General features: G+C 53.4%; 19 protein-coding genes and 1 tRNA gene. 19 read left to right on the top strand and 1 reads right to left on the bottom strand.

Going from position 1 to position 24,176, the window contains the following annotated elements; genetic code table 11:
• The 3 genes from WMO24_RS04240 to WMO24_RS04230 all read left to right on the top strand — a co-directional run.
• Positions 1-2,084 (top strand): ComEC/Rec2 family competence protein (locus WMO24_RS04240; protein ID WP_349215074.1); only part of this gene is annotated, 2,084 nt, incomplete at its 5' end.
• Positions 2,071-3,105 (top strand): DNA polymerase III subunit delta, encoded by a 1,035-nt coding sequence (gene holA / locus WMO24_RS04235; protein WP_349215073.1) that lies wholly within the window; start codon positions 2,071-2,073, stop codon positions 3,103-3,105. The genes WMO24_RS04240 and holA, both read left to right, overlap by 14 nt.
• A complete protein-coding gene (locus WMO24_RS04230) occupies positions 3,102-3,701 on the top strand; it encodes a ribonuclease M5 (RefSeq protein WP_349215072.1) in 600 nt (199 codons plus the stop codon). The genes holA and WMO24_RS04230 overlap by 4 nt, the downstream gene beginning before the upstream one ends.
• A 92-nt stretch (positions 3,702-3,793) precedes the next feature.
• On the opposite strand, the gene WMO24_RS04225 is transcribed toward WMO24_RS04230, so the two are convergent.
• On the bottom strand, positions 3,794-4,684 hold the full coding sequence (locus tag WMO24_RS04225; protein WP_349215071.1) for an RluA family pseudouridine synthase: 891 nt from the start codon (positions 4,682-4,684) through the stop codon (positions 3,794-3,796).
• Between the two features lie 120 nt (positions 4,685-4,804).
• Here WMO24_RS04225 and WMO24_RS04220 point away from each other — a divergent pair.
• From WMO24_RS04220 to ftsZ, 16 genes are all read left to right on the top strand, one after another.
• Positions 4,805-4,891 (top strand) — tRNA-Leu (locus WMO24_RS04220).
• A gap of 54 nt (positions 4,892-4,945) precedes the next feature.
• Entirely contained in the window at positions 4,946-5,806 is an 861-nt protein-coding gene (metF, locus tag WMO24_RS04215) for a methylenetetrahydrofolate reductase [NAD(P)H] (RefSeq protein WP_349215070.1), read from the top strand.
• A gap of 12 nt (positions 5,807-5,818) precedes the next feature.
• Positions 5,819-6,472, top strand: a complete 654-nt coding sequence (locus tag WMO24_RS04210; RefSeq protein WP_349215069.1) for a methionine synthase — start codon at positions 5,819-5,821, stop codon at positions 6,470-6,472.
• Positions 6,465-8,822, top strand: coding sequence for a homocysteine S-methyltransferase family protein (locus WMO24_RS04205; RefSeq protein ID WP_349215068.1), 2,358 nt, complete (start codon positions 6,465-6,467; stop codon positions 8,820-8,822). Before WMO24_RS04210 ends, WMO24_RS04205 begins: the two co-directional genes overlap by 8 nt.
• Positions 8,823-9,398: 576 nt before the next feature.
• On the top strand, positions 9,399-9,818 hold the full coding sequence (mraZ, locus tag WMO24_RS04200) for a division/cell wall cluster transcriptional repressor MraZ (RefSeq protein ID WP_349215067.1): 420 nt from the start codon (positions 9,399-9,401) through the stop codon (positions 9,816-9,818).
• Between the two features lie 3 nt (positions 9,819-9,821).
• On the top strand, positions 9,822-10,745 hold the full coding sequence (gene rsmH, locus WMO24_RS04195; protein ID WP_349215066.1) for a 16S rRNA (cytosine(1402)-N(4))-methyltransferase RsmH: 924 nt from the start codon (positions 9,822-9,824) through the stop codon (positions 10,743-10,745).
• Positions 10,746-10,770: 25 nt separating this feature from the next.
• Entirely contained in the window at positions 10,771-11,250 is a 480-nt protein-coding gene (locus WMO24_RS04190; protein WP_349215065.1) for a hypothetical protein, read from the top strand.
• A gap of 97 nt (positions 11,251-11,347) precedes the next feature.
• Positions 11,348-13,681, top strand: a complete 2,334-nt coding sequence (locus WMO24_RS04185; RefSeq protein ID WP_349215064.1) for a penicillin-binding transpeptidase domain-containing protein — start codon at positions 11,348-11,350, stop codon at positions 13,679-13,681.
• Positions 13,682-13,735: 54 nt separating this feature from the next.
• Positions 13,736-15,187 carry a UDP-N-acetylmuramoyl-L-alanyl-D-glutamate--2,6-diaminopimelate ligase gene (locus WMO24_RS04180; RefSeq protein WP_349215063.1) on the top strand — a complete coding sequence of 484 codons (1,452 nt, stop codon included), beginning with the start codon at positions 13,736-13,738 and terminating at the stop codon, positions 15,185-15,187.
• Between the two features lie 25 nt (positions 15,188-15,212).
• The gene (locus WMO24_RS04175; protein WP_349215062.1) at positions 15,213-16,637 is read left to right on the top strand and encodes a UDP-N-acetylmuramoyl-tripeptide--D-alanyl-D-alanine ligase; all 1,425 of its coding nucleotides are present in this window, start codon (positions 15,213-15,215) and stop codon (positions 16,635-16,637) included.
• Positions 16,616-17,629 (top strand): phospho-N-acetylmuramoyl-pentapeptide-transferase, encoded by a 1,014-nt coding sequence (gene mraY / locus WMO24_RS04170; RefSeq protein WP_349215061.1) that lies wholly within the window; start codon positions 16,616-16,618, stop codon positions 17,627-17,629. The genes WMO24_RS04175 and mraY overlap by 22 nt, the downstream gene beginning before the upstream one ends.
• 28 nt (positions 17,630-17,657) lie before the next feature.
• Positions 17,658-18,818 (top strand): putative lipid II flippase FtsW, encoded by a 1,161-nt coding sequence (ftsW, locus tag WMO24_RS04165; protein WP_349215060.1) that lies wholly within the window; start codon positions 17,658-17,660, stop codon positions 18,816-18,818.
• Positions 18,819-18,916: 98 nt separating this feature from the next.
• The gene (gene murG, locus WMO24_RS04160) at positions 18,917-20,041 is read left to right on the top strand and encodes an undecaprenyldiphospho-muramoylpentapeptide beta-N-acetylglucosaminyltransferase (RefSeq protein WP_349215059.1); all 1,125 of its coding nucleotides are present in this window, start codon (positions 18,917-18,919) and stop codon (positions 20,039-20,041) included.
• Between the two features lie 89 nt (positions 20,042-20,130).
• Complete coding sequence (gene murA / locus WMO24_RS04155; RefSeq protein ID WP_349215058.1) at positions 20,131-21,408, top strand: UDP-N-acetylglucosamine 1-carboxyvinyltransferase; 1,278 nt, start codon at positions 20,131-20,133, stop codon at positions 21,406-21,408.
• A gap of 93 nt (positions 21,409-21,501) precedes the next feature.
• Positions 21,502-22,821, top strand: a complete 1,320-nt coding sequence (locus tag WMO24_RS04150; RefSeq protein WP_349215057.1) for a cell division protein FtsQ/DivIB — start codon at positions 21,502-21,504, stop codon at positions 22,819-22,821.
• 108 nt (positions 22,822-22,929) lie between these two features.
• Positions 22,930-24,144, top strand: coding sequence for a cell division protein FtsZ (gene ftsZ, locus WMO24_RS04145; protein WP_349215056.1), 1,215 nt, complete (start codon positions 22,930-22,932; stop codon positions 24,142-24,144).
• Positions 24,145-24,176 lie beyond the last annotated feature (32 nt).

Genomic DNA, 24,176 nt, shown 5'->3' with positions numbered 1-24,176 from the left:
CGCCTTTAGGCGTGGCTAGTATTTTAGGGCTTTGCCCGCTTCTGAAGAACCACCAGCTTCGCTGGTGGGTTACTATTGTACTGCTGTTTGTAATTGCGTTTCTGTGGCGCGGTCATTTACGCCGCGCGCTGCTGATTTTGCTTCTCTGCGGTACGGTAGCAATGGCGCTGGTGCTGCGCATGCTGTATTTGAATGTGGTTGTAAACCCGGTTTTGCAACTGGCAAATGACAGCGGAACCATACAGGCGGATGTGCTGGAAACACGAGCAGGTTTCGAAGAAGAACGTGTATTCGCCACGGTAAGGGTACGGGTTTGGAACGGTCAGCGTCTGTGGGTTCCCTTTGAAACAGAGATCGAGGCGTGTCCCCGGACAGAACCGGGACAGAGAATTCAGGCAAGGGTCGCATTGTCCGCCTTGCCGGAAAATGAGTATCTTTCCAACGCGCAGGCAAAAAGCAGATTTGTCTGTGCGGAGTATCAGGGCGATTTTCAGGATTTGGGGAGAGCGCCCGGGCTGCGGAATGGACTGCTTCGTCTTCAGCAGGATCTGCGGGAATCTCTGTATGCCGTTTTGCCGCATCCCTATTGTGAATTGGCCTCTGCGATGTGTGTTGGCGAGCGGTCGGGCCTTTCTGCAGATTTGAAACAGCTTTTTCAGCAGGCGGGGCTGTCTCACATTCTGGTCGTTTCGGGCCTTCATTTGTCGGCGATTGGCGCTTTATGCTATTTGGCGTTGAAGCGCTTTTTGAACCGGCGCGCTGCTGCGGCGCTGTCCTGTCTGGCGGTGTTGCTGTTTATGTGCGTGGTGGGATTTACGCCCTCTGTGGTGCGAGCCGGTTGTGTGATGCTGCTGATTTATATCGGAAAACTGCTGAAGCAGCCGGGCGATACGCTTACCAGTTTGGGCTTGGCTGCACTGTTGCTTTGCATTCAAAATCCATTCGCGGCACAGGACATCGGTTTGCTGCTTTCGTTTTCGGCAACGTTGGCGGTTCTGTTTGCGGGAAACGTGATGGAGCGGACCTATGCAGGCTGGAAGAAGCGCAATCGTGTCCCTGCCAAAAGGTGGGTGCGCATTTATCAGACTGTGCTGGTGACGGGATTGGTCACGATCGCGACGCTTCCGGTTATCGCGGCCATGGGCGGCGGCGTTTCGCTGTTTGGCATTTTGTGTAATCTTCTGGTTCTGCCGGTGGTGCCTTTCACGGTGCTGAGCGGTTTGCTGTGCGCGCTGACAGGAATGATTCCGCCGCTGCTTTTTCTGGCAAAACTGCTTGGCCTGCTGTGCGGGCTTTGCATTCGCTGGATGCTGTTGGTTACAGAGGTGGTGGATGCTCTTCCACAGTCCATGGTTTATCTGTCCGGAAGCTATGCCGTCCTGACCGGTCTGTGCGCGCTTGCTGTGATTTTGATTGCATGGAAACTGAATTTCTCTCTGCGCCGGGGACTGGCTCTGGCTGCCTGTCTCGCTGTGTCTGCAATGGCACTTTATGGGGTGGCAAGCATTCATGTGGTTCGATTTGCCATGGTGGGATCCGGGGTCAACCCGTCGCTGGTTGTGACACAGTCCGGGTTTACGCTGGTGATTTATCGAAGCCCACAGAGCAATGTGCAGCAAATTGCAGATTATTTGCAAAGCGTGAATCGGTCGCAGGTGGATGTGCTGATCGATTTGCGGGCGGAGGGTGATGAAGCCGCATTGGCACAACAGCTGAATGCAGAAGAGTGCATTTGTGCGCGTCAGTTTCGAAATCATGCGGTAAAGGGACTTTTTCGTGATATAATGGTATATATGAAACGACAGGAAAACGGAAATTTTGTGTGCGTGGATGTGGGCGGCCGCCGCCTTGCAATTGCTTCTGGGAAAGTGGATTTTACCGGTTATCCGATGCTGGATGTGTACTTCGGTGGCAGCGGAACACCGGAAGGACTGTCCTGCCGAAAGGTTGTGCTGCCTGCGGCGGGAACGTATGAATGGGCCGAAAAATATCCGGAGGTCCATCAGGGAATGTCTGAACAGGAGATATGGGTGCGTGCAGGCGGTCAAATAAAAATAAACGAGGTTCACAATGGCTTTGAATGAACAGGAATTTCAAAAAATACTGAACTCGCTGGAGCGGTATGCCGTATTTTATTACTATTCCACTGAAGAATATCTGGCACGCAGCTATGCGTCCCGCACATTGACGGCATTGGCCCGTGAAACAGATGCGGAAGTGACGCGCATTGATGGCCCCGCACCTTCCATCGGAGAAGCGGTGGCTGCGGCGGGAACAATTTCTTTGTTCGGCACTAAGCGCGTGGTGGAGCTGGCACAGGTGGAGCCTTCTGCGATGAACGATGCGGATGTAGATGCCTTGTGTGACTTGTTTGCCACAATGGAAAATGCAGTGATCGTTCTGTGTACCGTATTTAAGGACGATAAAGCAAAGCAGACCAAAAAGGCAAAAAAATTGCTGGATGCAGCCGGCCGCTTTGGGATCGCAGCCGAAATTTTGAAGCCCGGCGTTCAGGATGCCAAGCGGTTTATTCAGCAAAAAGCGCAGGAGATGGAAACAGAGCTGGAGCCGGGGGCGGACACCGATTTGCTGGAGCGGTGCGGTGCGGATTTGTTCTTGCTGGAGAATGAGGTCAGCAAGCTTGCGGCCGCCAGCGGCTATACTCGGATCACGCGGGAACTGGTCAGCGCCATGGGAACGCAGAATATTGAAGCAGATGTGTTTGAGATGGTTCGGTATGTGACAGCAAAAAACAAGCCCCGGGCCTTTCAGAAGTTGAACCAGCTGCTGGAACTGCAAAATGAGCCGATTGCGATTGCTGCGGCCCTGGCAGGCTCCTTCATTGATATGTATCGCGTGAAATGCGGTGCAGCCAGCCGAAAAAATTATGCTGCGGTACACAAGGATTTTCATTACCGCGGCAGCGACTACCGGCTGCGGAAATCAGGAGAGACGGCTTCCAGGTACACGCTCCATCAGCTGGCGTCCATCTTGGAGCTGCTGGAACGGCTGGATGCTTCGCTGAAGTCTTCTGCGGCGGATAAAAATGTGCTGCTGCAGACAGCCCTGTGCGAGATTATGCAGGTGGGAGATGGACGTTCATGAGCAAGCTGCGCATTGAAGAGATCATCGTGGTGGAGGGAAAGTACGATGCGGCCAAGCTTTCGGACCTGGTGGATGCGCTGATTGTTCCCACCAAAGGATTTTCAATTTTTACCAGCGAAGAGACAAAGCAGCTGATTTTAAGGCTTGGAAAAAAGCGCGGAATCATTGTGCTTACGGATTCCGATGCGGCGGGATTTCGCATCCGGAACTATGTCAATAAAATCGCGGCCGGCCTGCCGGTGAAAAATGCCTATGTGCCGGCGCTTGCCGGAAAGGAGAAACGAAAGAGCCAGCCGTCAAAAGAAGGGCTTTTGGGGGTGGAAGGAGTACCGGCAGAGGCGATCCTGCAGGCGTTGCGTACGGCAGGTGCCCATCCGTCGGCGGAACGGCAGGGAAGACAGATTACCTATACGGATTTGTTTGAACTGGGCTTGTCCGGAACACAGGGAAGTGCAGAGCGCCGCCGCATCTGGCTCTCAGCGATTGGGCTTCCGCCTCGCTTGTCCAAAAAAGCATTGTGCGAAACTTTGAACAGCCTGTATTCCTATGAAGAGTTTTTGCAAACACTTCCGGAAGAATTCCGGGATGCCCCGTGAACATAAACAGAAAAACGCCGGAAAGCGGTTCGATGCCCGGGGGCAACAAAAAGGATGCCGGCCAGATCACTGTGATCTGGCCGGCATCCTTTTTATTTGATTGTTTGTTTTAAAACCTGCTGCGCGTACCATGGGAAATCCAGCTCGAAATGCTGTTTGCTCAATGCGGCAAAAGGCTCCTGCGTGATCTCAGGAAAGACAAGCGAGTATGCGCACAAGGCCTGATATTTGAATTTCAATTCACGGTTGGCTGCCTGGTTGCCATATTTGCTGTCCCCCAGAATCGGGCATCCGATGGACGCGAGATGTGCCCGGATCTGGTGCGTCCGTCCGGTGATGAGCGTTACTTCCAAAAGAGCCAGACGACCTGAAACGGCCAACGTTCGATAACGGGTGGTGATTTCCTTTGCACCCGGAAGTGGAGCGGATACGATGCGTACAGTGCCTTTTTCGGAGTTTTTGATGAGATAATCCTGCAGTGTGTCGCTTTCGGGAACAGGGCGGCCGAATGTAACGCATAGATACTTTTTGCACAGGGCACGGTCACGAATCAACTGAGTGAAAAATGCTTCTGCCTGCGGCGTTTTGGCAAGCAGCACCAGTCCGCTGGTGCCGGTGTCCAGCCGATGGCACAACCTGAGCGAAAGGGGATCTTGGCCTTGTGTGCGCAGATATGTCTGCGCGCGGGCCAGCAAAGTATCCGCATCTTCCTGTCCGCAGACAGGAAGCCCGGCCGGTTTATTTGCAATCAACAGGGACTCGTCCTCATAAACAGGTACGAAGGAGATGGAGCCAGAAGGGTCAGCATAAAGACGGACGATGTTTCCGGCGCTCAGGCGAAACGACAAAGGCTGCTTTTTTCCGTCCACCTTGATTTTGTTTTCTTTGAGGTATTTTCGGAGTATTCCATAGGAGAGAGAGGGGACTTTTTCATACAAAAATTTGTCCAGACGCACGTCGCTTTTTACGGTCCATTCTTTCATAAAACTCCTCCTGTCGGTTCATCTATTTTATCACAGACATCCCTTTTTCGCCAGAGCTTTGGTTGACATTCAGATTGGAATATTGTATTCTAATAAAGCATACTTTTTATGTGCCGAGAGGCTGCTGTGGCGAAATCGGCAGACGCAAGGGACTTAAAATCCCTCGGTGGCAACACCATACGGGTTCGATTCCCGTCAGCAGCACCAGAACCCCCATAGGCGCTGAGCCTAGGGGGTTCTTTTTTAAAGGAGAGAAGCGATATGTATCTGTACGAGTTGTTTCAAAGAAAACCCTGCGTGTTTTCGCTGGAAGTGTTTCCGCCCAAGAAAAACGGCGCCTCGCCGGAAAGTTTGTATCCCAAATTAAAAGAGCTGGCAAAACTTTCCCCCGATTTTATCAGCGTTACATACGGTGCAGGCGGGAATGCTGCGGACGATTCCACCTGCAAAATCGCTTCTTATATCAAACACGACTTGGGCATTGAAGCGCTTGCGCATCTCACTTGCGTGAATTCGGGAAAAGAGCAGATTGAACAGACGCTGCGGCAGCTGCATGAAAACGAAATTGAAAATGTTTTGGCACTTCGGGGGGATATCAACCCGACACTCCCTAGAAAGAATGACTATCAATACGCCAGCGAATTGGCGGCTGCTGTGCATGCAAGTGGGTTTAACGTGGTGGGAGCCTGCTATCCGGAAGGACATGTCGAAAGCGAAAATTTGCGTCAGGATGTTGAAAATCTGCATCATAAAATTGATGCGGGCGCCACACACCTGATTACACAGCTCTTCTTTGACAACGGCGTTTTTTATCGCTTTCTGAACATGGCCCGCAAAGCGGGTATTCAGGTACCAATTGAGGCGGGTGTAATGCCTATTGTTTCAAAAAGCCAGGTGGAGCGGACGGTTGCGCTCAGTTCCGCCAGCCTGCCTTCGGCATTTACCAAAATGATCAGCAAATATGATCACGATGAGCAGGCTTTGTTTGACGCGGGAATTGATTATGCGATCCGGCAGCTGCGGGATCTGATTGAAGGCGGAGCGGATGGCATTCATCTGTATGCAATGAATCGTCCGACGGTGGCGCAAAAAGTGTACGAGGGAATTCGGGACCTGCTGTAAGGAGAACCATGCATGAAGCTGAATTTGAGCTTTGAAATCGATCTCGAAGAAGTGCTCCGGATGTTGGGCGCACAGGGGACAAAGGATCAGGCAATCCGGGATTTGGCCCGACAGGCTGCAGAATGCGTTCAAAAAGCAGCGGTCCCGCGCGCAACATATCAAAGAATGCCCTGTGAGCGCCTGCGCCCGCTCCTGCTTGGACGGGATATTGAGATGCATTTGCAGGGGTGTTCGGAGCTGGTGGCAATCGCATGTACCCTGGGGCGTGAGACAGACTGCCTGATTCAGCGTATGGAGTTTCAAAACATGGCCCTGGCGGTGGCGGTGGATGCAGCCGCCTCAGTAGGTGTCGAGTCTTTGGCACAGAATCTGGAACAGCAGCTCCGAGACCAGCTGGAAGCGCAGGGGCTTTTCCTGACTGGCCGCTTTTCGCCGGGGTATGGAGATTATCCCATCCGGGTGCAAAACGATCTTCTCGCATTGCTGGATACGCCGAGAAGAATCGGATTGATGGCAACCGAGACACATCTTCTGACGCCGCGGAAAAGCATTACTGCGCTTTGTGGCGTTGCGTCTCATCCGGTAACGGGAAGACTTGCCGGCTGTGAACACTGTGCACTGCGCGAGAAATGTACCAAAAGGAAAGAGGGGAAAACCTGTGTCTGAAGTGTTTAAAAAGGACCGGTACACCATTTTGGATGGCGCCATGGGAACAATGCTGCAGAAAAGTGGTCTGGAACTGGGCCGCCAGCCGGATGTGCTGGGCATTGAGCAGCCGGAAATTGTTGAACGGATTGGCCGTATGTACGTGGAAAGCGGTTCGGACTGGATTTGCGCCAACACTTTTGGTGCGAACAGAAAAAAACTTTCGGGCTGCGGATATACAGTTGAACAGGTCATCACTGCTTCCGTCGGCTGTGCCAAGTCTGCATGCCGGGGAAGTGAATGCCGGGTTTTGTTGGATGTAGGGCCGATTGGCGAACTTCTGGAACCAGTGGGAACGCTCGGCTTTGAAGAAGCGTATGACATTTTCCGTCAGGAGATGGTGGCGGGCGAACAGGCTGGTGCGCAGGGAATCCTGATTGAAACGATGACGGATTTGTATGAGGTGAAGGCGGCTATTTTGGCGGCAAGGGAAAATACAAGCCTGCCGGTGCTTGTTTCCATGAGCTTTGAAGAGAGAGGAAGGACATTTACCGGGTGTACGGTGGAGTCACTTGCGCTTGTAGCACAGGGGTTGGGGGCAGATGCGGTCGGCATCAACTGTTCGCTTGGCCCGCGTGAGATTTTTCCTTTGGCAAAGCGGCTTTGCAGTTCCACGACCCTTCCGGTGTTCATCAAGCCCAATGCGGGGCTTCCGGATCCGGCGACGGGTGCATATGATATTTCGCCGCGGCAATTCTGCGATGAAATGGCGTGCTATGAAGCTCTTGGAATTTCGGCGGTTGGCGGGTGCTGTGGGACCACGCCGGATTATATTCAACACCTGGCGGAGTATTTTGGTCCCAAATGTCCGAAACAGCGTGAAGTGACTGCCAGAAGCTGCGTTTGTACGCCGACCGAACTGGTGGAGATCGATCGGGTAACGGTTATTGGAGAACGAATCAACCCGACCGGGAAAAAGCGGTTTCAGGCAGCTTTGCGCGAGGGAGATCTGGATTATATCGCGGAGCAGGCCATCGAACAAGCCAATGCGGGCGCCCGCATTCTGGATGTAAACGTGGGACTTCCGGGAATCGATGAAGCAGAGATGATGCGCTGTGCGGTCAAGACGATTCAGTCAGTGACGGATCTGCCTTTGCAGCTGGATTCCACCCGGGCGGACGTGCTGGAGGCGGGACTGCGGGTTTACAACGGAAAGGCCATCGTGAACTCGGTGAATGCGGAAGCGGCGGTGTTGGAAGCGATTCTGCCTGTTTGCAAAAAATATGGCGCGGCCGTTGTTGGTCTGACGTTGGACGAGCATGGCATTCCGGAACGGGCCGAGGAGCGGTTTGCTTTGGCAAAAAGAATTGTCGAGGCGGCCTGTTCGGCAGGCATCCCGCGGGAAGATGTATTCATTGACTGCCTGACCCTGACAGCAAGTGCGCAGCAGCAGGCTGTGCGGGAGACATTGCGCGCTGTACAGATGGTCAAAGAACGCCTGGGCGTAAAAACCGTTCTGGGAGTATCCAACATTTCCTTTGGTCTGCCTTGCCGGGAGCAGGTGAATACCAGCTTTTTGACGTTGGCGCTGGCACATGGGTTGGATATGCCGATTCTGAATCCCAATTCACAGGCGATGATGGCGGCTGTGGCGAGTTTTGAGGTGCTGTACAATCTTGATCCGGAATCGACCCGGTATATTGCACAGTACGCCGGTAAGGCACCGCAGCCTGCTGCAGGGGATGCACGGGCACCGGAATTATATGATGCGATTGTGCAGGGACTTCGCTCGCAGGCTGCACACGCCGCCAGAGAAAAACTGAAGAGCATGCCGCCTCAGGAACTGGTCAATCAAATTTTGATCCCGGCTCTGGATTCCGTGGGAGAACGCTTTGAGAAGGGGACGATCTTTCTGCCGCAGCTTCTCCAGTCTGCAGGTGCTGCGCAGGCTGCGTTTGACGAAGTGAAAGAAAAAATCATCTCAGAGGGAACAAAAGGAGCCAGCAAGGGCAAAATCGTGATTGCCACAGTCAAGGGAGATATCCACGACATTGGAAAAAACATCGTAAAAGTAATTTTGGAAAATTACGGCTACGAGATGATCGACCTGGGCAGAGATGTGCCGCCGGAGCGGGTTGTAGAGGCGGCCCGAAGCAACAATGTCCGTCTGGTGGGTTTGAGCGCTTTGATGACCACGACGCTGCCAAGCATGGCACAGACCATTGAAGCGCTGCATCAGGCAGGGCTTGCCTGTAAAATTATGGTGGGAGGCGCGGTCCTCACGCCGGAATATGCCGAAAGCATCGGCGCGGATTTTTACGCGAGGGATGCAAAACAGTCCGTAGATATTGCAAGAAAAGTATTGGGATGACTCCAGAAGAGCCGGTGCCACCGGCTCTTTTTGCTGTGATGGCCTTCGCAGCAGCCATTCTCTTGTTCCTTGGAAACATTTGAAAAGAAAGTTGTATCGAATTTCTTACAATTTTTGTAAAATTTCGTTTTAATGCAACTTTTTTGGCGTGAAAAACGTATAATAAGCAAGGAAGTTCAAAAAGGGAAGGATGGGGCGGTATGGCACAAAATCTGACAAGCATTCTGGAAAATTTAAAACATATTTTTGGAATCGTCTATTCAGAAACACCTCCTGAGTCGGTGGAGGAAAGCGAAGAAAACGAAGATTGACCCCCCTGAATTTGTAATTGAATCATTGCTGTACAGCGGCCTTTTGCCCGCCATGGGAATCCCTGGCGGGCATGGGGCCGCTTTCTTTTTCGGTCATAAAAAGAAACACACGGGTGCGTGTAAATTCTAAAAAGAAACTTTCATTTTCACAGAAAATAGGTTGCAATTAGGGGCTGTTTATCCTATAATAAATACTGTAAATGGGTAGAAATGGGTTAAAGTGGGTAATTTTAGACAGCTTTTTTGAAAAGGACGGTGACCGAAGATGTTGATGGGCGAATACAATTACGCAATCGACGAGAAAGGCCGCCTGAACTTTCCGGCCAAGTTTCGGGAAGAGATGGGAGAAAGCTTTGTCGTGGCCCGCTGGCTGGACAACTGCCTGGTCGCCTACCCGACCGAAAAATGGCAGGAACAGGCGGAAAAGCTGAAGGCGCTGGCCGGCATTAAAAATCGTTTGATCGTCAGCTACCTGTTTGCATCCGGGATTGTGGTGCAGCCTGATAAGCAGGGACGAATCCTTTTGCCCGGCGGACATCGGGACCACGCCAAGCTGGACAAAGAGGTCACCATCATCGGAGTGGGAGACCATGCGGAGATTTGGAACACGCAGGCATGGCATGCGGCTGTGGATACAGTGGACAATGCCAAATTAGAAGCTGCGCTTTTGGAAATGGGGTTATAAGCAGTGAGCTTTCACCATATCCCTGTCCTCCTCGCGGAATGCCTTGAGGGACTCGCCATCCAACCGGACGGCACATACCTTGACGGAACTGCGGGCGGGGCAGGGCACTCAAGAGAAATCGCGATGCGTCTGGATACAGGCAGGCTGATCAGTCTGGATCAGGACCCGGATGCCGTCGCTGTTGCAAAAGAACGTCTGGCGGGCCTGCCTGCCACCGTTGTGCAAATGAATTTCCGCTATGCCGATCAGGCGCTGGCGCAGTTGGGCGTTGAGGGGCTGGATGGTGCTTTGTTGGATTTGGGCGTTTCTTCTCACCAGCTGGATGAAATTTCTCGTGGCTTTTCATATCAGGGCGAAGCGCCTCTGGATATGCGGATGAGTCAGAGCGGCCCGACTGCGGCGGATCTTGTGAATCATGAAACGCGGGAGGAACTCGCGCGCATTCTCAAGGAGTACGGCGAGGAGCCGTATGCGTGGCAAATTGCCGGAAAAATTGTGTTGCAACGTGAAAAAGAACCAATTCTGACCACTTCCCAGCTGATGCAGACGATTGCCTCTGCGGTGCCGCCTGCCGTTCGCCGGAAGGATAAAAATCCGGCACGAAGAAGTTTTCAGGCGTTGCGCATTGCAGTGAACGGGGAGCTGGATGCACTCAGCCAGGGGCTGGATGTGATCTTTAATGCATTGCGTCCGGGAGGCCGCTTTTGCATCATTACGTTCCATTCGCTGGAAGACCGGCTCGTGAAACAAAGATTCCGGCTGTGGGCAACGGCCTGCACCTGCCCGCCGGAATTCCCGGTTTGTGTGTGTGGCGGCAAGGCGAAAGCCAAGCTGATCACCAAAAAACCGATTGAGGCGGACGCGCAGGAGCAGGCACAAAACCGAAGAGCGCGCAGCGCCAAGCTTCGCGTGATCGAGAAGCTGTAAAGTCAATTGAGAGGAGGCGGTTGCCATGCAGACGGCAACTGTTTATGATTTGAATACATTTGCTCCCCGCGAGGAACGTTCCCGCAGGGAGTTGAAAGTGGTCAAGAATCCGAAAGCCAAGCGTTCCCTTTCTTTGAAACGCCTGCGCTGGATCAAAGCAGTGGCGCTGGCAGCGCTTTTCCTGGCGCTGGTATGCAGCCTGCTGTATTCTCAGGCGAAAGTTACGGAACTGGGCGCAGCAATCGACAGCCAGAGCAGTGTTCTGGATGATTTGAACAGCGATTACGACTATCTGACAAGTCAGATGAAAATGAAAACCAATATGAAGAGCGTGCAGGAGTATGCCACGAGCCAGCTGGGTCTGGTGGCACTGGATCGCTCTCAGATTACGTATGTCGACGGAGATGAGGAAAACACCATTGTTCGGTACAAAACGGGCCTGGGACAGTTGGCAAGCGATGTGTCGCAGGGAATCCTGAGCTTTGTGGAATACATCGCGCCATAGTGAAATAGATATTTATCACTGGCTTGATTGTGTTAAAAGCGACAGGCCAGTGATAATTCTTTTTCTCCGTTATAATACATTAAAATAAGGAGAGACTATGAAAGGGCCTGACAAACGCCAACAACTTAATGAGGACGGCAACAACCCGCCAACCAAGCCGCAAAGCAGCGTCAGTTTTGGCATGCGCGTGCGCGCCGGAATCGTGGCGGGATTTTTTGCACTGTTTTCCTGCCTGCTGATTTTCAACCTGTTCAATCTCCAGGTGATCGACGAGAAGGGGTATGCGGAACAGGCGGAAGACCAGCAGTTGAAAGACGAGACCATTACCCCGAACCGCGGCGTGATTTATGATACCAACATGAAAGTGCTGGCGCGCAGTGCGACCGTGTGGGATGTGACTGCGTCCACCAGAGATATGGCAACCTACGGCACCGATATTGATACGGTGGCCCGAAACCTCAGCCAGATTTTGGAGATGGATGAGACAGAGCTTGTTACAAAGCTTATGGAAAACCCGGATTCCAACTATGTGCTGATCAAGCGCAAGGTGGAAAAGCCGGTCGCGGATGCCATTACCTCCTGGATGGATGAATACAACAACACAGAGGGCAACGAGGACCATCCCATCACCGGAATTTATCTGACGCAGACCAGCAAACGGTATTACCCCTATGGAAATCTGGCGTCCAGTGTTTTGGGCTTCACCAATGTGGACGGCAACGGCGTCACGGGGCTGGAACTTTACTACAACGAAACGCTGAAAGGGGTAGAAGGCCGCATTCTGTCCACGGAGAACGCATGGGGATACGAGCTGGCCAATAACAACTATCAGGCCAAGTACGATGCTCAGGACGGCTACAGCCTTGTCACGACCATTGACGAGACGATTCAAAGCTGCCTTGAAAAATATCTGTACAATGCAGTGGTGGAACACAACGTAGAACGCGGCATGGGCATCGTGATGAATGTCAATACCGGCGAGATTTACGGAATGGCAACAGAGCCGGACTTCAATCTGAACGATCCCTATACGCTGTATGATACGGAGCTGGCCAATCAGATTGCGGCGATTGAGGATACAACTGAGCAGAATAAGCAGCTTCAGGCGGCGTGGCAGAGCATGTGGCGCAACCGGGCGGTCTCGGATATCTTGTTCCCGGGTTCTGTTTTCAAGGTGATCACTGCATCGGCTGCACTGGATTCCGGCAAGGCAACCGTGGATACGACTTTCGAAGCGTGCACCGGGCGCATCAAAGTAGCCAGCAACCCGGACGTGTATATGAATTGCGCGGAGCACAGCGGCCATGGCGTTTTGAACCTGGCGCAGGGCCTGGACAACTCCTGTAACCCGTATTTCATTCAATTGGGCTGGCAGATGGGCGCTGATACATTCTGCGATTATCTGCAGGCGTTCGGATTTACGGAGCGAACGGGAATCGATATGTACGATGAGGCGGTCAGCCAGACCGTCAGCCGTGAAAACATGACGGCGGTTTCTCTGGCATCTTCCGCATTCGGTCAGACCAGTGCTGTGACGCCTATTGCAATGATCACTGCGATTTCCGCGGCGGTCAACGGCGGCAATTTGGTACAGCCGCATGTGGTGCGCCAGGTGCTGGATTCTGACGGCAATATTGTGGAGACCATTGGCACTACGGTCAAACGTCAGGTTATCAGTGAAACCACAAGCCAGACCATTTGCAGCATTCTGGAAGACAGTGTAGACAACGGCCACGGCAAGAATGCGCATGTTCCGGGCTACCGCGTGGGCGGAAAATCCGGTACCAGTCAGAAAAACCAAGGCCTCAGCGGTGAGGACGATGAGCAGACTTACATTGCTTCGTTCGTTGGCTTTGCACCGGCGGATGATCCGGAGATTGCAGTCCTGATTGTTCTGGATAATCCGAACAGCCCCACCGGCAGTACCTATGGCGGTTCTCTGGCAGGTCCGGTGGTTCAGAACATTCTCAGCGAGACGCTTCCGTATCTGGGCTTCGAGCCGGAATACACCGAAGAAGAGTTGGCAGTTGTGGCCAGCCCGGTTCCGGATGTGGTCGGTGCGCTGGCGAATAATGCGCTGAGTACGCTTCACAATGCAGGGTTCAACGGTAAGATCGTAGGGTCCGGCACAACGGTAACCTATCAGTATCCGGCGGCCGGAATCAGTGTCAATCGTCAGTCAACGATTATTTTGTACACGGATGAAGGTGCGACCGGAACGATGGTTCAGGTTCCAAATGTGGTTGGGCAGAGCATTCGCGTTGCGACGGAAATGCTGGAGGCAGCAGGATTAAACATCAGTATCACAGGTACCAACGATGAGTCTTCCGGCACGGTCGTGGCAGCACTTCAGAGAATTGAACCCGGCACAGAAGTAGAAATGGGCACCGTGGTGGAAGTGGAATTCCACGATACATCTGCTACGGACTGATAAAACGCAAAGGCGTCTCTTGCAAAGGAGACGCCGGCTGAAGGAGGCGTTTTTATGAATTTGGAACAATTGTTTGAGGGCGTGGCCTATCAGGGGAAACTGCCTGAGGCCCAGGTGAGCCTTGTTACGCAGGACTCGAGAAAAGTTGCTCCGGGCGCTGTCTTCGTATGCAGCCGCGGCAGAAGTTTTGACGGTCATGCTTATGCACAGAAAGCATTGGAAGCGGGCGCGTGCTGTATTGTTACAGAGAGCCCCCTGGGACTTGCCAATGAGGTGCAGGTGGAAAATGGGCGAAAGGCGTATGCGGTTTTGTGCCAGAACTTTTTCGGCCGCCCCGCCGACCGGCTGCGCATTGTGGCGGTGACCGGCACCAATGGAAAGACGACTGTCACCACTTTGATCAAGCAGATTTTGGAGCAGGCAGGTTACAAGGCAGGACTGATCGGAACGATTCATACAGAAATTGATACGATGGAAGTGCCGGCCAAGTTTACGACGCCCGAAGCGTGGGATCTGGCCGCGTTGATGGCACGCATGGAAAAGGCGGGCTGTTCCTTTGTGGTCATGGAGGCGAGCAGTCAAGCTTTGGACCAGATGCGTCTGTGGGGACTGCACTTTGAGGTGGGAGTTTTCACGAACCTGACGCAGGATCATTTGGATTACCACGGCAGCTTTGAGAATTATTTCACGGCAAAGAAAAGTCTGTTCGCGCAAGTGGAAACCATGGTGGTCAATCTGGACGATGAGTATGGAAAGCGCTTGTTGAAAGAGGTTTCGGTTCCGAATGTCATCACGTTTTCCTCTCATGACGATGAGGCGGACTACACTGCCCGCAACGTGGAATTTTCTGCGTCGGGCGTTCGCTTTGAAATGGTTGGACGTGGTTTTATCCAGCGCGTGAAATTCCCGATGCCCGGTGATTATTCTGTTCACAATGCGCTGGCTGCCGCTGCTGCCGCGATTGCTTTGAAAATTGAGCCGCACACGGCGGCCAAAGCTCTGACCAATACGCGCGGCGTTCGCGGGCGTTGCGAAGTGCTTTACAATGGAGAATTTACCATTTTGTGCGACTTTGCCCACACGGGAGACGCCATTGAGAAAGTGTTGTCCGGCCTGGCTCCTTTTGCCAAGGGGCGGCTGATCGTTCTGTTCGGATGTGCAGGTGAACGGGATGCCAAAAAACGTCCCCTGATGGGAGAAGCTGTTGTCAAGTATGCTGATTTTGCGATTTTGACATCTGATAATCCCCGCAAGGAAAATCCGTATGATATAATAGGGGACGTTGAGCCGGTGCTGAAGCGTTCCGGAAAGCCCTACCTTGTGGAGGTGGAGCGCCGGACCGCTCTTCAAAAAGCGCTTGCGATGCTTCGTCCCGGCGATGTGCTTGCCCTGTGCGGAAAAGGACACGAGGACTATCAGGCCATCGACGGTGTGACCATCTATCTGGATGAGCACCGCATTGTACGCGACTGGCTCACCCAACATCAACTGACGGAAAAGCGCTGAGCTTTCGTCATGGGGAGGAACGGTTATGCAGCCAATCCTGGCAAACGAACTTTGCAAAGATCTGGGAAGCTTTTCGGATAATCCGCAGATCACGGGTGTGATTACAGACAGCAGGGAAGCCGCACCCGGGACGCTGTTCGTGTGCATCAAAGGAGAACGCGTGGACGGCCACGATTTCGCTTTGGCAGCACTGCAGAAAGGCGCGGCCGGCATTTTGTGCCAGCACGACGTGGAGGGCGTTCCGCAGGAAAAGCGAATTCTTGTAAAAGATCCGCTGGATGCGATGATTCAGATGGGCGCCAATTATCGGGAACACTTTTCTCCGCTTCTGCTGGGTGTTACCGGAAGCGTAGGGAAGACCACAACAAAAGAGTTTTGCTATGCGGTGTGCTCCGCTTTCGGCAGCACATTGAAAACTGAGGGAAACCAGAACAATGAGATCGGTGTTCCCAAAACTTTGTTTCGCCTGGATTCGACCATTCGTTACGGCGTTGTGGAAATGGGAATGCAAGCGCTGGGTGAGATTGAAAAATTGACGCTGGCGGTACGTCCTGCAGGCGGAATCATCACTTGGGTGGGTCAGTCGCATCTGGAATCCCTGGGAACGCGGGAAAATATTTTAAAAGCGAAAATGGAAATTTGTGACGGCATGCCGGATGGCGCTCCGCTGGTCATCAATGCAGACAACGATCTGCTTTCGGTGGCAAAGGTGCCGCAGCGGCTGCGTCGGGTGACCTTTGCGGTCCATACAGATGCGGATGTCCGCGCTGTGGGAATCCAGGGGGATGAAAAGGGAACACACTTTACCATTTGCGACAAAGAGTTCGGCTCTTTTCCGGCGTTTATTCCCGCGATGGGAGAGCACAATGTAGCGGATGCTCTCAGTGCCTATGCGCTCGCCACCCGTTTGGGTCTGGACCCCGAAAGAGCCGCGCAGGCACTTGCCAATTACTCCACCACCGGCCATCGTCAGAATGTGGTGCAGCATTGCGGAGTTACGGTGATTGAAGATTGCTACAATGCAAGCCCCGACAGCATGAAAGCGGCGCTGCGCACGCTGGCGGATTATCCGGTGTGCGGCCGGAGAATCGCGGTTTTGGGCGATATGTTTGAATTGGGAGAAATTTCTCAGCAGGCGCATGAAAGCGTGGGCGTGATGGCTGCTCAGGCGGGCGTGGATTGGCTGCTGACTGTGGGCGAAGCGGCACAGGACATTTCCCGCCGCGCCTCACAACTGGGTGTGAATGCGGTTCACTGCAGTGACAAAGCCGAGGTCTTGGCGCGGCTTCTTTCTCAGGTCAAAGCCGGGGATGCGCTGCTGGTAAAGGCCAGCCACGGCATGGCGCTGGAAACGATTTTGGAAGGTTTTTACAAACAGTTCCAGAATACAACAGGGGTTCAGGATAAAATCGCAGGAGAGTGTAAATCATGGAAAAATTCGCGTTTTTGACAGCCGCTTTCGGTGCGATGCTGATCACGGCTGCTTCAGGACTGCTCATTGTTCCGGCACTGCGCAAACTTCATTTTGGCCAGACGATCAAGGAAATCGGGCCAACTTGGCATGCTGGAAAAAACGGAACGCCGACAATGGGCGGGTTGACCTTCTATCTGGGTGTGCTTTGCGGCGTGGTTGCCGGCTATGCGGCGCTGGCACTGGGCGCACCGAAGGTTTTGGGCGATTTTGCTTCACAGCAGAGCGTTGCGCTGTTTATTGCGGTTTTGACCAGCTTTGCGTTTGGTCTGGTCGGATTCGTGGACGATTACATCAAAGTAGTAAAAAAGCGGAATCTCGGTTTGCGCGCACGCGCTAAAATTGTTGCGCAGATTTTGATTACCGGCGCATTCCTCATGTCGCTGCACTTAAACGGAACATTGAGCACAATGGTGACGTTGCCGCTGTTTGGACTGGTGGATCTGGGATATTTCTTTTACCCCATCTCTTTCCTGCTCGTCATCGGTATGGTCAATGCGGTCAATCTGACGGATGGAATTGACGGTCTGGCATCCAGCGTTACCTTTGTTTCCATGCTTGGATTTTTGTTTATTTCCAGCATGTTGGGCCAAACTAGCATCGCAGTGTTTTCGGCTGCGGTTGCCGGTGGCTGCGGCGGCTTTTTGGCTTGGAACTTTTATCCGGCCAAAACGTTTATGGGGGATACGGGAAGCATGTTCCTGGGCGGTGCAGTGGTTTCTGCGGCGTATTGCATGGGGCGTCCGGAATTGCTCTTGTTCCTGGGTGTTATCTATCTGGTGGAAGCTTTCAGCGTTATGCTGCAAGTGAGCTATTTTAAGTTGACACATGGAAAACGCATTTTTAAAATGAGCCCCATCCATCATCATTTTGAGATGTGTGGCTGGAGCGAAATCAAAATTGTGGCGGTGTTCAGTCTGGTTTGCTTCATCGGTGTAGTGTTGGGCTGCCTGTTTGTGTACCTGTATTGAGCGGCGCCCGAAAGATGGAGGTGGCAGTATGCCGGATGCTGCAAAGACACTGAAGAAAAAAGTGGCTTTTTTTCGCGCCGATGCAGGCACGATTGATTGGCCGTTTGCCATTATCGTGTTGATTCTGGTTGCGTTTGGATTGGTCATGGTGTTCAGCGCAAGCTATGCTACGGCGCTGTATCGTTTTGATGACAGTTTCAAATTTATCCGGCAGCAGGCAATTTTTGCGTTCGGTGGCGTAATCGTCATGTTTTTTGTGGGGTATAAAATCGACTACCACATTCTGCACCGTTTCGCCTGGCCGTTGATGCTGGGCGCGCTGGCACTTCTGGTGATCGTTTTGTTCATGGAACCGCTGAACGGCGCCCGTCGGTGGATCGTTATTCCCAGCCTGGGAACGCTTCAGCCGTCTGAGGTGGCCAAATTTGCAGTCATTGTGCTGTTTGCGCACATTATCTCCATCAACCACAAGCGTATGAAGAAATTTTCATATGGTGTGCTTCCGTTTGCGGTAATTCTGATCATTATCGCGGGTTTGATGCTGATGGAGCCGCATCTTTCCGGTACAGTGCTGATCATGGGAATCGGCGCGTCCATGATGTTTGTGGGCGGTACGGGAATTATCTGGTTCGTGCTGGCGGTGCTCGGTGCCGTGGCAGGCGTTGCGGGAGCGGTCGTTTTTAAGCCGGATCTGGTCCCGTATGCGCTGGAACGCATCGAGACATGGCAGAATCCGTGGTTGGATTCTCTGGGAAGCGGCCATCAGACGATTCAAAGCCTTTATGCCATCAGTTCCGGCGGCCTCACCGGCCTGGGAATCGGAAATTCCCGGCAGAAACATTTGTATCTTCCGGAACCGCACAACGATTTTATTTTTTCGGTGATTTGCGAAGAACTTGGTTTTATCGGCGCATTGTTGGTCATTTTTTTGTTCATCGCATTGCTGCTGCGAGGCCTTTACATCGCTTATACGGCCAAAGATAAGTTCGGTTCCATGCTGGTGGTCGGCATTATGGTGCAGGTTATTTTACAGGCGGTGCTGAACATCGGCGTAGTGACCAACACCATTCCAAACACCGGCATCAGCCTTCCGTTTTTTTCCTATGGCGGCACATCGTTGCTGATGCTGCTGGGCGAGATGGGTGTTGTGCTGAGCGTGTCCAGAGAGGGAAGCGGGAGAAAAACTTGACAAATTTCATCAGATGCGGAACAATGAAACAGAAATAAGCAGAGCGTCCATGTGTATTTTGGCATGGGCGCTGATGCTGTTTTGAGCGGAGGTTTTTTATGAAAGTCCTGATCGCTGCCGGCGGAACCGCCGGTCATATCAATCCGGCTTTGGCGATGGCAAGTGTGATCCGCGCGCATTGCCCGGATGCGGAAATTCATTTTGCAGGCCGAAGAAAAGGCATGGAGTACGGTCTTGTTACCAAGGCGGGCTATGCTTTTCACCCCATTGAAGTGAATGGAATTCAGAGGCGTCTTACGCCCAAAAACGTGGCGCGAAATGTGGTGGCGCTTTATCACCTGGCTTTGAGCGCGCCGCGTGCCAATGCAATCTTGAAAGAAGTTCAGCCGGATTTGGTGATTGGGGCGGGAGGATACGTAAGCGGCCCCATTGTGCAGGCTGCGGCCCGGAAAGGGATTTTGACGGCAATCCATGAGCAGAATGCATTCCCGGGTGTCACCAATAAAATTTTGGCAAAGAGCGTAGACGTCGTGTTTGCTGCCATGCCCGACGCAGTGGAGCGCCTGGGCGCTGCGGACAAAACGGTTGTGGTAGGAAACCCCGTGCGCGCGGAGATTTATACCCAGGACAGAACCTCGGCTCGACAGGCGTTGGGGCTTTCTGCAAATCGGATTATGATCTTGTCCTTCGGCGGAAGCCTGGGCGCTCAGCGCGTGAATGAAGTGGTGGCTGATTTGGCCCAGTGGGAACTGGAACAGAAGAATTTTTATCATATTCATGCCACCGGAAGCATCGAAAAGGATGATTTTGCAAAACTCAGTGCGCAGAAGAAAATTGACGGCGATCCTCGTTTTGTCATTCGGGAGTACATCGACGATATGCCGCGCCTTTTGGCGGCGGCCGATCTGGTTATCAGCAGGGCCGGTGCGCTGACGCTGGCGGAAATTGCGGCGATGGGACGGGCCTCTGTGCTGATCCCATCTCCCAATGTGGCGGAAAACCATCAGTATCACAACGCAATGCAGCTGCAGAAACTGGGTGCGGCTGTAGTGGTGGAAGAAAAAAATCTTACAGGTGAAAAGCTGATCGAAATTGTGGACGGATTGACCCGGGATCCGGCAAAACTGATGGAAATGGGCGTGAAGGCAAAAGCGCTTTCGCAGCCGGATTCTCTTGAAAAAATATGGAAAACGCTGGAACCCCATTTGAAAAACATTAAATAGCAGAAGTTTTCACACAAAAGCCCTCTTTCACATAGGATGGAATGTTCTCATCGAACAGTGAGAGGAAACACCGGAACGGAGGGCTTGGTATGGATACTTGGAAAATCAGCGGCGGAGAAAGTTTGTTCGGAAGTGTGCGGATTCCAGGCGCCAAAAACAGCGTTCTGCCCCTGATGGCGGCTTCGCTCCTGTGCAATGGTACAGTGACTTTGTCGGACGTTCCCAATCTCTCTGACGTTGCCGCGTCCCGTCGAATTCTGCAGAGCCTCGGGTGTACAGTGCGCCGTAAAGGCAGAACGCTTTCCATTACGCAGGGGGCAGAACTTGGCAGTGCCGTTCCGGAAGAGTGCATGCGTGCAATGCGATCATCGGTCTTTTACCTGGCGCCTCTTGTGGTGCGTACAGGAAGAGCGTTGATCTACACTCCGGGCGGGTGTCGTCTGGGCGCGCGCCCGATTGATTTGCATTTGAAAGGCCTCGCAGATATGGGCGCACAGATTCGTCAGGCAGGAAACGCCTTGGAAGTGACCGCTCCCAATGGGCTGCGTGGCGCACAGATCTCTTTGCGATTTCCCAGCGTAGGAGCGACGGAGACGCTTTTGATGGCGGCTGTCTGTGCCCGGGGTGAAACCGTGCTGCGCGGCGTGGCGGTGGAACCGGAAGTGCGGGATCTCATTCGCTTTTTGCAAAGCGCAGGGGCGTGCATCACCGGTGCGGGGTCGCGCACGCTTCATATCATGGGCCGGGATTTTCTCAGTGGCACGCAGTTCCGTCCGTGTCCGGACCGGATTACGGCGGCGACGGTGCTTTGTGCGGTAGCCGGATGCGGCGGAGAGGTTCTTTTGAACAATACGTGCAACGACGATTTGCTGCCGGTGACACGCATTTTGCGCCGTGCGGGATGTGCCATTCTTTCCTGTGGACCAAGATCGCTTGCCATTTCAAGCTGTGGCCGGGCAAGCGGTGTGGAATCGCTTTTTACGGATGTGCATCCAGCGTTCCCCACAGATGCAGCGCCGTTGATGGGAGCGGCTCTGCTGCGTGCGCGGGGGGAGACCGCGATTACAGATACCATTTTTGAAAATCGCTTTTCCTGTGCGGAAGGCTTTTCCGCCTTGGGTGGAAGTGTGAACGTTTCCGGGCGAACACTGTATGTCCATGGTGTGCCGGCGCTTCATGCGGCACGTCTTTGCGCACCGGACCTTCGGGGTGGGGCGGCATTGGTCATTGCTGCACTGCAGGCTGAAGGGGAAAGCTTCCTGACGGCAACAGGCCATATCATGCGTGGCTATGAAGATTTGCCTGCGCTTTTCGGCGCGTTAGGTGCGAAGATTGTTCCCGTTCGCGATTGGGACGAAAATTTATAAAATTGGGAGGTGAAGGCGTTGGCCGATAAAAAAACACAAAAATCGGTATTCAGCCGGCAACCGCAAACGCATCGGCCTTCGCCTTCGCGTCCGGTGTACGATTATGACCAGGCGACGAGATCTTCCGGAAGGCATACACAGCCTTCGCGTCCGGTTTATGATTATCATCGTCAGGAAGAGACGCGTTCGCGTCAGGAACCCTCGCGCCCGGTGTATGATTACGATCGGGCAACCGGTTCCGCACCGAGCCCATCGCCTTCGCGTCCGGCTTACGACTATCAGTCGCCTGCGTCGGAGCGGCCAAAAGCCAGAGAACCGGCTCCTTTTGTCAACGAAGTGGACGATGCTGCACGAAGAAGAACGCGTACGGCACAAGCTGCTTCTCCACCCTTGCCGCGAAACGGAAGACCTGCGGGCGGAATGAGCAGTTCTTCCAACAGGGGACAGCAGTCGCCCAGAGGGGCAGTTCGCCAGCGAGAATGGCACGCGGCTCCGCAGCAGGAGGTGCCGCTGAAGCCGCGCGCACCGCTGTACGATCAGCAGGCAGATCAAAGAGCGGCACGTCAGGGAACGGTCCCGCCCAGAAAAAAAGTTGCCAAGCGGACTGCACGGAAGAAAAAACGGGAGCTGACCCCGGGGCAGGCGCGCAGACGCCGCAGAATACGTTATCTTCTGGCGGGAATCTTTGTGACGGCGGCTTTGGCGGCTGGTGTGGTTGTTTCCGCTGCCGCGTTGTTTAAAATCAAAACGGTCAGCGTTCAGCAGCCGGAGGGCGGCACCGCGTATACGGATGACCAGATCGTGGCGGCATTTGGGCAGCCGGTGGGAGAGAATATGTTCGGCTTTTCACCGGATGACAGTGCGGCCAGTATTTTACAGGCACTGCCCTATTTGGAAACAGTGGAAATTCAAAGGCGACTGCCGGATACTGTGATCATTGAAGTGACCCCTGCAGTGGAGTACTGTGCGGTCAGCAGTGATGCCGGTTGGGTTGTGTGCAGCAGCAGTCTGAAGGTTTTGCGCATCGACAGCGCGGCGCCGGAGGGCCTCATTCAGGTACAGGGCGCGGTGGCGGATGCTCCTTCTCCGGGACAGCCTCTGGTGCTTACGGAACCGGACAAGCTGGGGGCAATGCAGCAGGTGCTTTCCAAAGCGCAGGCACAGGGACTTACGCCGATTACCGAGATCAATGTATCGGACCTTTATGAGATCAGCTTCCTGTACGATTCACGCATACGGATCGTGCTGGGAACCGTCAATGATCTGGATTATAAAATCAACTGGGCCTGGCGGCTTGTCACACCCGGACAGACGGAGGACGGGTTGACGGAAGAGGATCGGGGGACGTTGGATGTCAGCAGCCGGAATGAGGACGGACGCGGACAGGCAATCTGGCGCTCCGGTTCGTTGTAACCGCTTGTTTTTTAGACTTTCTGAGAAATACTATTGAATTTTCGCGGAAAATCTGGTATGGTAATATATAATGTATAATACTAAAATTGTCTTTTAGGGGGAATTCTCGTGGCGTTCATCCTCGATGAAGAACTGCAGAATATAACAAATATTAAGGTCGTAGGTGTCGGCGGCGGCGGCGGAAACGCTGTGAACCGCATGGTGCAGAGTGGTTTGCGCGGTGTTGAGTTTATCAGCATGAACACCGACCAACAGGCACTTTATAATTCGAAAGCCACGCAAAAAGTGCAGTTGGGCGCAAAGCTGACCAAAGGCCGCGGCGCAGGTGCCGATCCTGAAGTTGGCCAGCGCAGTGCAGAAGAGAGCCGTGACGAAATCGCACAGGCTTTGAAGGGCGCACAGATGGCGTTTATTACAGCCGGTATGGGCGGCGGCACCGGAACGGGTGCGGCGCCGGTCGTGGCAGAGGTCGCCAAAGAACTGGGCATCCTGACGGTTGGCATTGTAACCAAACCCTTCGCTTTTGAGGGCAAACGCAAAATGAGCATGGCGGAGATCGGCATCAACGGCCTGTTGGATCGCGTCGATTCTCTGATTGTAATTCCGAACGAGCGCCTGAAATTGATCAGCCAGGAAAAAATCACCCTGATGAACGCTTTTGAAGCGGCGGACAATGTGCTGCGTCAGGGCGTGGAAAGCATTTCTTCGCTGATCAATGTGGCCGCGTTTATTAACCTGGACTTCGCGGACGTGCGCAGCATCATGAAAGATGCTGGCTATGCACACATGGGTGTCGGTTCGGCGAAAGGCGTCAATAAAGCAGAAGATGCTGCCAATGCGGCAATTTCGAGTCCCCTTTTGGAGACAAGCATTGCCGGTGCCCGCGGCGTAATCATCAACATCACTTCTTCGCCGGACATTGGTCTGGACGACGTGGAGAAGGCGGCTACGCTGGTTACCAATTCCGCGCATCCGGAAGCAAACATTATCTGGGGTGCTGCGTTTGACGAGACCCTGAAAGATGAAATGGTCATCACGGTTGTGGCGACGGGTTTTGACGTTGGCGCGCAGAATGATGGTGCTGCTGTACCTGAGAGCGCAGGTGCATATGGCGGAAACTATACATTTGTCAGCGAGAAAACCCCTGTTCAGGCACCGGTTCCTCAGGCGGCTGCGCCGGTTCAGCAGCCGGTCGAAGTTGCTCAAGCAGCTCCTGTTCAGGCGCCCGAAGCGGTACCCGCGCCGGCTCCGGCTCCGATTCAGGAAGAACCGGACAACTATTTCGATGATATTCTCAACATGCTGAATAACCGCAATAATTAATTAGAAAGAGAAAAGCGGGGGCAACGGCCCCG

Source organism: Ruthenibacterium intestinale (genome assembly GCF_040096265.1).
Taxonomy (GTDB): domain Bacteria; phylum Bacillota; class Clostridia; order Oscillospirales; family Ruminococcaceae; genus Ruthenibacterium; species Ruthenibacterium komagatae.
This window is presented reverse-complemented; position numbering and strand designations above follow the sequence as displayed.